The sequence below is a fragment of the Lutibacter sp. A80 genome (assembly GCF_022429645.1).
Taxonomy (GTDB): domain Bacteria; phylum Bacteroidota; class Bacteroidia; order Flavobacteriales; family Flavobacteriaceae; genus Lutibacter.
Genome location: NZ_CP092480.1, coordinates 3,874,888 through 3,887,879, shown reverse-complemented (window position 1 = coordinate 3,887,879; position 12,992 = coordinate 3,874,888). Strand labels below are relative to the sequence as shown.

11 protein-coding genes are annotated in these 12,992 nt (G+C 29.9%); 5 read left to right on the top strand and 6 right to left on the bottom strand.

Translation table 11 applies throughout. From position 1 onward, the window contains the following. Nucleotides 1–96: 96 nt before the first annotated feature. The 6 genes from hemN to hemA all read right to left on the bottom strand — a co-directional run bounded on the left by hemN (nucleotide 97) and on the right by hemA (nucleotide 7,811). Nucleotides 97–1,455, bottom strand: coding sequence for an oxygen-independent coproporphyrinogen III oxidase (hemN, locus tag MHL31_RS16050; protein WP_240227005.1), 1,359 nt, complete (start codon nucleotides 1,453–1,455; stop codon nucleotides 97–99). Between the two features lie 75 nt (nucleotides 1,456–1,530). After that, nucleotides 1,531–2,556: a uroporphyrinogen decarboxylase gene (gene hemE, locus MHL31_RS16045; RefSeq protein WP_240227004.1), complete on the bottom strand. Its 1,026-nt coding sequence runs from the start codon at nucleotides 2,554–2,556 to the stop codon at nucleotides 1,531–1,533. A gap of 83 nt (nucleotides 2,557–2,639) precedes the next feature. Next, nucleotides 2,640–3,932 (bottom strand): glutamate-1-semialdehyde 2,1-aminomutase, encoded by a 1,293-nt coding sequence (gene hemL, locus MHL31_RS16040; protein WP_240227003.1) that lies wholly within the window; start codon nucleotides 3,930–3,932, stop codon nucleotides 2,640–2,642. 6 nt (nucleotides 3,933–3,938) lie between these two features. Next, nucleotides 3,939–4,901, bottom strand: a complete 963-nt coding sequence (hemB, locus tag MHL31_RS16035) for a porphobilinogen synthase (protein ID WP_240227002.1) — start codon at nucleotides 4,899–4,901, stop codon at nucleotides 3,939–3,941. A gap of 53 nt (nucleotides 4,902–4,954) precedes the next feature. Continuing rightward, nucleotides 4,955–6,556 carry a hydroxymethylbilane synthase gene (hemC, locus tag MHL31_RS16030; protein ID WP_240227001.1) on the bottom strand — a complete coding sequence of 534 codons (1,602 nt, stop codon included), beginning with the start codon at nucleotides 6,554–6,556 and terminating at the stop codon, nucleotides 4,955–4,957. 1 nt (nucleotide 6,557) lies between these two features. Beyond that, entirely contained in the window at nucleotides 6,558–7,811 is a 1,254-nt protein-coding gene (gene hemA, locus MHL31_RS16025; protein ID WP_240227000.1) for a glutamyl-tRNA reductase, read from the bottom strand. 276 nt (nucleotides 7,812–8,087) lie between these two features. On the opposite strand from hemA, the gene MHL31_RS16020 reads away from it, so the two are divergent. The 5 genes from MHL31_RS16020 (at nucleotide 8,088) to MHL31_RS16000 (ending at nucleotide 12,987) form a co-directional block, all read left to right on the top strand. Next, nucleotides 8,088–8,987 carry an AraC family transcriptional regulator gene (locus MHL31_RS16020; RefSeq protein ID WP_240226999.1) on the top strand — a complete coding sequence of 300 codons (900 nt, stop codon included), beginning with the start codon at nucleotides 8,088–8,090 and terminating at the stop codon, nucleotides 8,985–8,987. A gap of 4 nt (nucleotides 8,988–8,991) precedes the next feature. Next, nucleotides 8,992–10,005 carry a ferrochelatase gene (hemH, locus tag MHL31_RS16015; RefSeq protein ID WP_240226998.1) on the top strand — a complete coding sequence of 338 codons (1,014 nt, stop codon included), beginning with the start codon at nucleotides 8,992–8,994 and terminating at the stop codon, nucleotides 10,003–10,005. Nucleotide 10,006: 1 nt separating this feature from the next. Beyond that, entirely contained in the window at nucleotides 10,007–10,555 is a 549-nt protein-coding gene (locus MHL31_RS16010; RefSeq protein ID WP_240226997.1) for a CopD family protein, read from the top strand. A 220-nt stretch (nucleotides 10,556–10,775) separates the two neighbouring features. Next, nucleotides 10,776–12,392 carry a thiamine pyrophosphate-dependent enzyme gene (locus MHL31_RS16005; RefSeq protein WP_240226996.1) on the top strand — a complete coding sequence of 539 codons (1,617 nt, stop codon included), beginning with the start codon at nucleotides 10,776–10,778 and terminating at the stop codon, nucleotides 12,390–12,392. A gap of 7 nt (nucleotides 12,393–12,399) precedes the next feature. Next, complete coding sequence (locus MHL31_RS16000) at nucleotides 12,400–12,987, top strand: indolepyruvate oxidoreductase subunit beta (protein WP_240226995.1); 588 nt, start codon at nucleotides 12,400–12,402, stop codon at nucleotides 12,985–12,987. Nucleotides 12,988–12,992 lie beyond the last annotated feature (5 nt).

Below are 12,992 nucleotides of genomic sequence, written 5' to 3'. Positions count from 1 at the left end.
AAATATATGCTAGATAGATTTTACTCCAAATTATGCATAAAAAAACTCGAACATTTTAAATGTCCGAGTTTAAGTTAAGTATTTTTATAATTACACTTAAATAGTCATAGAAAAGACTCTGGTTTCTGGTTTATTTTCAATTAAACGTAAATCAAAGGCCATACAAATATTTCTAATAAACATTCTTCCCTCTTCTTTTACAGTTATTTTAGTATTTGAAACTTCAACCAAACCATCGTCAATTATCTCTTGTAAGCGTTCTATAATTTCTGTTTTTACTTTTTCACTTAATTTATTATCCCATTCAGTTTCTAGGTTACACATTAAATTTAAAATATGTTTTCTAATAACTAAATCCGTATCAGTTAATAAATGACCTCTAAAAATTGGAATAATTCCTTTATTCACTTTTTTAGTATAGGTATCAACATCTTTTTCATTTTGCGCAAAAGCATACCAAGAATCTGAAATTGAAGACATTCCCAGACCAATCATTAATTCGGTTTTACCAGCAGTATACCCCATAAAGTTTCTATGTAATTTTTTAGATTCCATAGCTTTATGTAACGAATCGGTTGGCAAAGCAAAATGATCCATACCAACTTCAACATAACCATTATCAAAAAACAATTGTTTTCCTAATTCGTATAAATGACGTTTCTCAGTATCTTTAGGTAAATCATTTTCATCAAAACCACGTTGTCCAACTCCTTTTATCCAAGGTACATGTGCATAACTGTAATAAGCAATTCTATCTGGTTTTAATTCAATGGTATTTTTTATGGTATTTCGTATACTTTCTTCGGTTTGAAAAGGCAATCCAAAAATTAAGTCGTGACTGATAGATTCATAACCTATTTTTCTAGACAAATCGTTTACACGTTTTACTTGCTCAAAACTTTGAACACGATGTATTGCTTTTTGAACCTTAGGATCGTAATCTTGAATTCCAAAACTATTTCGTCTTGAACCTAAATCATATAAGGTTTGTAATTGCTCTTCTGAAGTATGATTTGGATGTCCTTCATAACTAAAATCAAAAGTTTCAAACTTATCGGCTCTTTTAAAAATTCCGTTTATTAGTTTTTTTAAATTTTCTGAAGAAAAGAAAGTTGGTGTTCCTCCACCTAAATGAATTTCTCTAATTTTTGGTCTTTCAACCAATAAATCACAATATAAATCCCATTCTTTTAAAACAGTTTCTAAATAAGGTTGTTCTACTTCGTGACGTTTTGTTATTTTTTTATGACACGCGCAAAACGTACATAAACTTTCGCAAAAAGGTAAATGAATGTATAAGCTAATTCCCTCTACTTCATTACTTTCGTCAAACGATTTTTTAACTGTACGTTCCCAATCTTGTTGAGCAATTCCTTCTTTATCCCAAAAAGGTACTGTTGGATAACTGGTATACCTTGGTCCTGGAATATTATATTTTTGAATTAGATTCTTCATAATTAGCAGTGAGTTGTTAGTAATAAGAAATGAGTAATGAAATTCTATTCAATATTAAAATCTCAATTCTATTATCTAGTTATTATACTCTTTAACAGCATCAATAAATGCTTTGGCATTATCTAAAGGTACGTGTGGTAAAATTCCGTGACCTAAATTTACAATATATTTATCTTTTCCAAATTCATCAATCATCTCTTTTACCATTGTTTTAATTACTTTTGGAGGCGATAACAAACGAACAGGATCAAAATTACCTTGTAAAGTTACTTTATTTCCAGTTAATTTTCGAGCTACTTTTGGAGCAACTGTCCAATCAATACCAATAGCAGATGCATTTGAATTTGCCATATCTTCCAATGCAAACCAACATCCTTTTCCAAAGGCAATTACTGGCGCATCATCTTTTAATGCTTCAATAATTTGATTGATGTATTTCCAAGAAAATTCTTGATAATCTGTTGGAGATAACATTCCTCCCCAAGAATCAAAAATTTGAACAGCATTTACACCCGATTTTACTTTTTCTTTTAAGTAAGCAATGGTTGTATCTGTTATTTTTTGCAATAACGTATGCGCTGCAATTGGTTGTGTAAAACAAAATTCTTTGGCTTTATCAAAGTTTTTTGAACCTTGACCTTGTACGCAATAACATAAGATTGTCCAAGGTGAACCTGCAAAACCAATTAACGGAATCTCGTTATTCAACAACTCTTTAGTTGCTTTAATTGCTTCCATAACATAACCTAATTCAACAGTTACATCTGGCACAATTACATTGTCTACATCTTTTTGAGATCGAATAGGATTTGGCAACCAAGGACCAACACCTGGTTTCATTTCAACCTCAATATTCATAGCTTGAGGAATTACTAAAATATCAGAAAATAAAATAGCAGCATCCATACCATATCTACGAATTGGTTGTACTGTTATTTCTGAAGCTAATTCTGGAGTTCTACAACGTGTGAAAAAATCATATTTTTCACGAATAGCTATAAACTCTGGTAAATATCTTCCTGCCTGACGCATCATCCAAACTGGTGGACGCTCAACAGTTTCTCCTTTTAATGCTCTTAAAAATAAATCGTTTTTTATCATTTTTTTAGTATCTGGTAGTTGGTATCTTATAGTTGGTATCTTATAGTTGGTATTAAGTATTTATTACTAGATACCTCAAACTTTTAATTAAATTTATCTGCAACAGCTTTCATGGCTATTTGTATTGCCGAACGCACTTTATAAATATCTCTTTTTGACATAGCTGTTGCTAAAAACCAAGATTCAAATTGTGATGGTGGTAAGAATACTCCGTGTTCCATCATTTTCCAAAAGAATGTTTTAAACTTTTTAGTATCACTTGTTTGCGCTGTTTTAAAATCTACTACTTTTTCTTTTGTAAAAAATGGATTGATCATAGAACCAAATCTATTCACTTGTAAATCAATACCATTTTCTTTAGCAGCGGCTTTCATTTCACGCTCTAAAAATGCAGCAGTTTTTTCAAAATCTGCATAAGGATTCTGTTTTTTTAATTCTTTTAAAGTAGCAATTCCACAAGACATTGCTATTGGGTTTCCTGACAATGTTCCTGCTTGATACATATCTCCTAAAGGCGATACCATTTCCATAATCTCATTTCTTGCTCCATAAGCTCCTACAGGAAAACCTCCTCCAACAACTTTTCCCAAACAAGTTATATCAGCTTCAAAACCTAATAATTCTTGTGCTCCTCCAAATTTAGATCGGAAACCTGTCATTACCTCATCTGCTATTAATAAAACACCACTAGCTTTTGTTAATGCTCTTAACTCTTCAATAAAATCTTTATTAGGCTGAATTACTCCCATATTACCAGCTATTGGCTCAATAATAACAGCTGCAACATCATCTTTTCTTAGGTGGTGCTCAACACTATCAATATTATTATATTCTGCAATAAGTGTATTTTTAACAGCCTCATCAGGTACTCCTTTACTACCAGGAATACTTAATGTAGCTAAACCAGAACCAGCTGCAACTAATAATGCATCTGAATGACCGTGATAACAACCTGAAAATTTTATTATTTTATTTTTTCCTGTAAAGGCTCTAGCTAAACGGATTGCACTTAAAACAGCTTCTGTACCAGAATTTACAAAACGAACTTTATCCATTCCCGGAAAAGCATCACAAACTAAACCTGCCAAAATAATTTCACCTTTAGTAGAAGCGCCAAAAGTATAACCGTTTTTTAAATATTTTTTTACAGTTTTTTCAACCACACTATTTCTATGTCCTAAAATCATTGGGCCATAAGATAATACCATATCTACATACTCATTCCCATCAACATCGTAAATTTTACTCCCTTTGGCTTTATCAATAAAAATTGGTACGCCTCCAACAGATTTAAAAGCTCTTACTGGTGAATTTACAGCTCCTACTAAATGTTTTTTTCCTTTAGTGTATAATTCAATTGATTTTTCTAATTTCATAATGTTTTATTTTTTTAATAATTTTGCTACCTCTTTAGCAAAATAAGTAATAATAATATCGGCTCCTGCCCTTTTCATAGACAATAAGCTTTCCATCATTACACGTTCACCATCAATCCACCCTTTTTCTGCTGCCGCTTTAATCATTGCATATTCTCCACTTACATTATAACACGCAATTGGACGGTCAAAATTATTTTTTAAATCTCTAATAATATCTAAATAAGCCAAGGCCGGTTTTACCATTAAAATATCTGCCCCTTCTTGATCGTCAAAAGTTGCTTCGCGCAACCCTTCATCTCTATTTGAAGGATCCATTTGGTATGTTCTTCTATCTCCAAAAGATGGAGCTGAATCTGCAGCATCTCTAAAAGGTCCATAAAATGCAGAAGAGTATTTTACAGCATACGACATTACTGGTAAATTTGGAAAACCTGTATTGTCTAAAGCTTCACGTATAGTTGCAATCATTCCGTCCATCATTCCTGAAGGCGCAACCATATCAACACCTGCTTTTGCATGTGAAATTACTTGTTTTGATATATTTACTAAAGTTGCATCATTATCCACATCATTATCGTGAATTATTCCACAATGTCCGTGACTTGTATATTCACAAAAACAAACATCAGTAATTACGTACAAACTAGGATAATTCTTTTTAATAAAACGAATTGCTTGTTGCATAATTCCGTTATCGTTCCAAGTTTCTGAACCTGTATCATCTTTTTTTGAAGGAATTCCAAATAACAATACTGCTGGAATATCTAAAGCTACAACTTCATCCAATTCTTTTGAAATAGTATCTAAAGAGTACCGCTTAATTCCCGGCATTGAAACAATTTCTGCTTCAATATTTGTACCTTCTTCTATAAATAAAGGATAAATTAAATCGTCTATTGTTAGTTTATTTTCTCTAACTAAGCGGCGAATATTTTCTGTTTTACGTAAACGTCTGGTTCTATTCATTTTAATACTATTTAATTATTTATTAGTTATTGAATTATTAGTATGCTATATTTCTAATGCTCCTCAACAACTTTTTCGAAATATTTATTTACAGATTTTAACACACTTTCAACTGTTGATAATTTAGAAATCTCAACATTTTTAAAGTGTTTTTTTGCTTCTTCTGCTGTAGTTTCTCCAATGCAGAAAGCTACAATATCATTCGCTATATTATCTTTTAGATAACTTTCTATACCGGATGGACTGTAAAAAAGGATTCCTTTATATTTTTCTTCAATTTTTCTTGGAGTTAATTGCGTTTGATAACATTCAACTTCATTAACTTTTATACCACTCTCGGTTAATTTGGTAGGAAGGTAATCTCTTCTTTTATTTCCACAGAAAAATGTAACTTCATCATCTTTTAAATTCGAAACTAAATAATTTGCTAGTTTCTCCGCTGAATTTTCAATATGAGCCACTTTACCAATTCGTTTTTCTATTAAACGTTTTGTTCTTCTACCAACACAATAGATATTTTCAAAATCTAATTCCATTGGAGAAAAGTTATTTAATAGAGCTTCAACAGCATTTTGACTGGTAAATAATACATTTTTAATTGGTTTTTTAACAACTATTGGTCTTAATCTATTATTTCTAATTGTTATAAAATCACTACTTGTTACACCTATTTTAGAGTTCAGCAGGTTTGTTTGATCGTGAGAAAGACTTTTTGTAGAATATATAAGAGTTGATTTTTCTATATCAATTATTTCACGCATTATTTTTTTACCGCCTCTTTCTAAAATGTAATTTGCTCCAAACTTCCCTAAATCAGTTGCATTATTAACGGCAACTTCTTTAGAAAATTCCATTTTATGTTTACCATCAGGACTAAATAACGCACCTTTAAATTTTATTTCATCTTCAAATATCATTGCCAAAGCTCCTATTGGCGCAGTACAGCCTCCTTCTAGGGTTTGTAAAAAGTCACGTTCAATTTTTACGCAAGTTGCTGTTTCTTCGTGATTAATTTCTTTACAAGCTTCTAAAATTTCTTCATTTTTTTCTAAAGCAACAATCATTACAGCTCCTTGTGCTGGAGCTGGAATCATCCAATCTAATTTTATATGTTTTTGTTTTTCGGGTAATAATTTTAATCTTTTTAATCCTGCAGATGCAAAAACAGCTCCATCCCAATCACTCTCTTCTAATTTTTGCAAACGCGTAATTACATTACCTCTAATTCCAGTAATTTTATGATGTGGGTAACGATATAGCCATTGTGCTTTTCTACGCAAACTTCCTGTAGCAATTACTGCAGTATCATTTGTAAAAAAGTTCTCATCATCTTTAATTACCAATACATCGTTAAAATCCCCTCTTTTTAAATAAGCAGCTTGTACAATTCCTTCAGGTAATTTTGTAGGTACATCTTTAGATGAATGTACCGCAATATCTATTTCTCCATTTAACAGAGCGATATCTAAATTTTTGGTAAAAACTCCAGTGATTCCTAATTCATATAAAGGTTTATCTAAAACAACATCTCCTAAAGAATCTATTTTTACAATTTCTGTTTTATGACCGAAATGTTCTAACTGTTCTGCAACTGTATTTGCTTGCCAAAGTGCTAGTTCACTTGAGCGAGTACCAATTCTAATAATTTTATCCATTCTAAATTTCGGTTTTTTCTAAGTCGAATATTTTGCTAATAACATTTATGCTTTGATCCACCGAAGTTTCTTCATCTTTTAAATGCTTAACAAATTGTGTAGTTATTTTTTGAATCATTCTGTTAGTAACAAACTCTGCATGTTCAACATTAAAGTTCTTTATTTTTTTTGAATGAAAATCAATTTCATCATGTTGAATTGCCTTTAACGATTCTTTTAATGCATTTACAGCTGGCACATATTTTCTATGTGAAATCCAATCGTTAAACTCTTGCTTGTATTTTTCAATTATTTCTTGTGCTAAAGGAATTTGCTTTTTACGAATTTCTATAGTATTATCTGTAATTTTAGAAAGTTCATCTAGATTAATTAATCTAATTCCTGGCTCATTTTTAACAGTAGATTCTACATTTTCAGGCATTGATAAATCAATAATTAACAATTCTTTACCTGGTTTTAAATGATTTTTTAAAACTGTAGGAGTTGTTGATCCGGTAGAAACAATTAAAATATCTGTTGTATGTATTTCTTCGGTTAAACTAGAATAATCTACAACTTTAACATTCTCGTGTATTTGTTCAAATCCAATTGCTTTTTCAAGCGTTCTATTAACTAATGTAATATTTTTGTTTGAAGTATATTCCAATAAATTTTTACAGGTGTTTTTTCCAATTTCACCTAAACCGTAAATTAAAACTTTTTTATTATTATAATCATCTACGGTATTAATAATATATTGAATTGCAGCATAGGCTACTGAAGTTGTTCCCGAACTTAATTTAGTATTGTTCTTAACACTTTTACTTGCGTGCAATACCAAGTTCATCAATCGCTCTAAATAAGCATTTGTAGTTCCTAGTTTTTTAGCTAATTTATAAGCTTGTTTTAACTGACCAACTATTTCATAATCTCCTAATATTTGACTATCTAATCCAGTTGCAATATTAAATAAATGATTTACCGCTTCGTTATTTTTATAAACATTAGAAACATTTATAAAATCTTCTACATTTCCATTAGAATATTTTGTTAATAAACTAATTAACTCAAACGGGTGCTTTGCAAATCCTGTAATTTCAGTTCTGTTGCAAGTAGATAAAACAAAAATACCCTCAATCCCTTTTTCTTTTGCTTCAGCTAATAAAAGTTTTTGATTTTCTTTAGTTAAACTAAAAGCCCCACGTACTTTTACATCTGCTTTCTTATAACTTAAACCTACATTATAAAATTTTGTAGGCAAACTTTCTAAACTCATATAATTTTGTATTATCAATAAGTGTCGACAAAAGTACAAATATATTATTCCTGAAAATAACGACAAAAGTACTATTATTGTCGATATAAGTTACTTACCGTAATTTAGACTACTTCTAAATAACAAAATTACAATCACTATATCAATGTTAATCAGCAAAATAAGGCTTAAAAAAATATGACAAATATCATGTTCAACAATAAAAAAAAGAGTATAGCGTATAAATAAATATTGTACTTTTGTAAATATTTTATAGAATTTTTAGAAAAATAGCTTATGAAAACTAATCTTGAAAATTACAAATATATCGACAAAAGTACCAATCTACTTTTAAATGAAAAAGATACTTTTAAAGTTTATCATTTCAACAACTTAACTTCTAACAATAAGTTATTTCAACAGCAATTAACCAACAATTACATTCAAATTTACTTTTGCAATACCAACAAATGTACAGTTGCTTTTAATTTTGAACATTGTGCTACACATTTAGATGCTGGAAATTCTACAATGGTTTATTTTAAAGATGAAAAAATGAATATTCTTTATAATTTACCTCCAAGAAGTGAACTAATTTCTGTTTTAATTTCTATAGAATATTTTCATTCATTATTTTCTATTGATGGTAATTTTTTATTTAACTTTAATAGTTTTAAAATAGGAAAGCCAATTATAGAACCTAAACAAATTACACCAACAATTCAGCACATATTAAATCAACTAATATCAAAACAAATTACTAAGGCATTACGCCCAGTTTTTATTAAAGGTAAAGTGTATGAGTTGTTAAGCTATTATTTTAACACTTCTAATGCAAATAAAAGTGAAAACGAAAATTGTCCGTACATTGCAAATGAAGAAACTGTAAGCAAAATAAAACGCGCTAAAGAAATAATTATTGAAGAAATGACCAATCCTCCATCTCTAGAAAACCTAGCAAAAAAAGTAGGTTTAAATATAAAAAAATTAAAAACAGATTTTAAAGAATTTTATGGCGTGCCTGTATTTACTTTTTTATTAAATTATAAAATGGATCTGGCTAAAGAATTACTTCGAGAACAACAACTAAATGTAAACGAAATAGCTGCACAATTAGGGTACAGTACATCCAGTCATTTTATAGCTGCATTTAAAAGAAAATTTAAAACAACACCAAAACAATACGCAAAATCATAAAATTATGAAAGGAGCATTATTAGTAAATTTAGGTTCTCCAGATAGCACCTCTGTAAAAGATGTAAAAAATTATTTGGATGAATTTTTAATGGACAAGCGGGTTATTGATACTCCTTATCTTATTAGAGCTTTTGTTGTTAAAGGCATTATTTTAAATACAAGACCAAAAAAATCTGCTGAAGCTTATAAAAAAATTTGGTGGCCCGAAGGTTCTCCTCTTATTGTTTTATCTGAAAGATTACATACAAAAGTAAAAACACAAGCAAATACTCCTGTTGAATTAGCAATGCGTTACGGAAAACCCTCTATACATAGTGGTATTCAAAAATTATCGGATCAAGGAGTTACAGAAATTTTATTAATTCCATTATACCCACAATTTGCAATGGCAACTACAGAAACCATTGTTGTTTTAGCTAATAAAATTGTAAAAAAACATTTTCCACATATTAAAATTACTGATGTTCCTGCGTTTTATAATAAAAAAGATTATATAGAAGTATTAAGCAATAGTATTCAAAAACATTTGAAAGCAAATAAACCAGATTATTTATTATTTTCTTATCACGGTGTTCCAGAACGCCACATTAAAAAATCTGATATAACAAAATCACATTGTAAAATTGATGGTAGTTGCTGCAATACACCTTCTCCTGCACATGAGTTTTGCTACAGACATCAATGCTACCAAACTACTAAAAATGTTGCTGAGTTTTTAAATTTAAAAGAAGGCACTTATAGCACTTCATTTCAATCGCGTTTAGGAAGAGATCCTTGGCTACAACCTTATACAGATAAAACCATTGATGAATTTGCCCAAAAAGGCATTAAAAATTTAGCAGTGGTAACACCTGCTTTTGTTTCAGATTGCTTAGAAACTTTAGAAGAAATTGGAATGGAAGCAAAAGAATCGTTTAAAGAAAATGGTGGAGAACAGTTCTCTACAATTCCGTGTTTAAATGATGATGACATTTGGGCACAAACAGTAGCAAATTGGATTAATAATTGGGCTCAATAATATGGAATATTTATACATAAAGTCGCTTCACATTATATTTATAACCACCTGGTTTGCAGGCTTATTTTATATCATTCGTTTATTTATATATTTTAAAGAAGCTGAAGAAAAACCAGTTCCAGAAAGAAACATTTTGACCAAACAATATCAGGTAATGATAAAAAGACTTTGGTATATTATCACATGGCCTTCTGCAATTTTAGCTACAACTTTTGCTATTATTCTACTAATTTTACAACCTTCTTGGCTACAACAAAGCTGGATGCACATTAAACTGGCATTTGTAGCATTGTTGTTTTTTTATCACGGAACCTGCCAAGTTATCTACAATCAAACTCAAAATAACACCTTAAAATATTCTTCAACATTTTTAAGAATTTGGAATGAAGTTGCAACAATTATTTTATTCGCCTGTGTTTTTTTAGTAGTTCTTAAAAACTCTTTAAGTTGGATTTTTGGAACTGTTGGTATTATTGGGGTTTCAATTTTATTGATGTTAGGTATTAAATTGTACAAGAATATCCGAAAAAAAAATAATTGGGATAAATAAACATGGTTTACAATTATTTCAATTTATTATTAAAATTATTACTAAGTTGATAAAATTATTTCTATTTTTTATTCAAAAAAACAGTAATAAAGCAATTCATATAAACATATAACAAACTAAATATCAATTAATTAAATCTTTAAAAATGATTAAAGTCATTTAATTTTCGAAAACGTTTTCGTAATTTTAGCCTATTATACATAATTTATAGTAGAAACTTATGAAAAAACTATTGTTAGGAAATGAGGCTTTAGCCCAAGGTGCTATTGATGCTGGTATATCAGGCGTTTATGCATATCCTGGAACTCCATCTACAGAAATTACAGAATACATACAAAACTCTAAAATAGCCCAAGAATTAAACATTCACTCTAAATGGTCTGTTAATGAAAAAACAGCTATGGAAGCTGCACTTGGAATGTCTTATGCGGGAAAAAGATCCATGACTGTTATGAAACATGTGGGTTTAAATGTAGCTGCAGATGTTTTTATGAATATGGCTGTTGCTGGTATAAATGGCGGATTAGTAATTGCTGTTGCAGATGATCCTTCTATGCATTCTTCGCAAAACGAACAAGACTCTAGAAATTATGGGAAATTTGCCATGATTCCTATTTTTGAACCCTCAAATCAACAAGAAGCTTACTATATTACTAAATATGCTTTTTATTTATCTGAACAATTAGAGTTGCCTGTTATGATTAGAATGGTAACTCGACTTTCACATTCCAGATCAGGAATTGAACTTGGTAAAAGAAGAGCTCAAAACAATATTCATTTACCAAAAAATAAACACCAATTTCAATTAATACCAATTCATGCCAGAAAAAGGTATAAACATTTGGTTGCCATACAAACCGATATTAAAGAAAGTTCAGAAAATAGTGAATTCAATAAATATATTGATGGCCCAAACACTTCAATGGGAATTATTGCTTCAGGTATAGCATTTAATTATTTAATGGAAAATTTTGAAGATGATAGCTGCCCATTTCCTATTCTTAAAATAGCGCAATATCCATTACCAAAAAGACAGGTAAAAAAACTTTTCAACAGCTGTAAAAAAATATTGGTTTTAGAGGATGGAGCTCCTTTTATAGAAGAAATAATTTCAGATTATTTTGGTGAAAACAAAAAAGTAATTGGCCGCTTAACCGGACATTTAAACAGAGTTGGCGAACTAAATCCCGATAATATTTCTGAAGCTTTAGGTTTTGATAGAGCAAATAGTGAAAATATACCTAAAATAGTTGCCGGTAGACCTCCAGAATTATGTGTTGGTTGTGCTCATAGAGATTTATTTGAAGCTATAAACAACTTAAAAACCGAGAATACAGCTCAGCAAGTTTTTGGAGATATTGGTTGTTATGCCTTAGGTGCACTACCTCCATTTGAAAGTATCAATACTTTAATTGATATGGGTGCTTCTATTACAATGGCTAAAGGTGCTTCAGATGCTGGAATACATCCTTCAATTGCAATTATTGGCGATTCAACTTTTACACATTCAGGTATGACGGGACTTTTAGATGCCGTTATTGAAAATACACCTATTACCATAATTATTTCAGATAATTCTGCTGTTGCAATGACAGGTGCACAAGATTCTGCAGCTTCAGGTAGATTGATAAATATTTGTAAAGGAATTGGAGTTGATGAAAAGCATTTAAAAGTTATAACTCCTCTTCATAAAAATTTAGACCAAAATATTGATTTAATTAGAGAAGAAATTAATTATAACGGCGTTTCTGTTGTAATAGCACAACGCCCTTGTGTTCAACTTCCTAAAGCAAAAAAAGATCAATTAAAAAAATTAAAACAAGTATCCATAAATTAGCAAAACAATGAAAACAAATATAATTTTAGCTGGAGTTGGCGGACAAGGAATTTTAACAATTGCTGCTGTTTTAGATACTGCTGCAATAGAAAGTAATTTAAATATTAAACAATCTGAAGTTCACGGAATGAGTCAACGAGGCGGTGCAGTACAAAGCCACGTAAGAATTTCAGACGAAGAAATATTTTCAGATTTAATTCCTGAAGGAAAAGCCGATATGATTATTTCTGTTGAGCCAATGGAATTATTGCGCTATTTACCATTTTTAAAAAAAGACGGTTTTTTAATAACGGATTCAAACCCTTTTGAAAATATTAAAAACTATCCTGAATTAGAAGATTTATATAAAGAAATAAAAACGCATAAAAACAGTATTTTAATAAATGCCAAAAATATTGCTAAAGAAATTGGGAATTCCAGAGCTACAAATATTGTATTGTTAGGCGCTGCTTCTTCCCTACTTCCTTTAAGTGATGATAATTTACAAATGGCAATTAAAATGCTTTTTGAAAAAAAAGGTGAACGTATAATTAATAAAAATTTAGAAGCTTACCAAAAAGGAAAAGAAATTGCTTCGGAAAAAGTTTCTTTATAAAAATT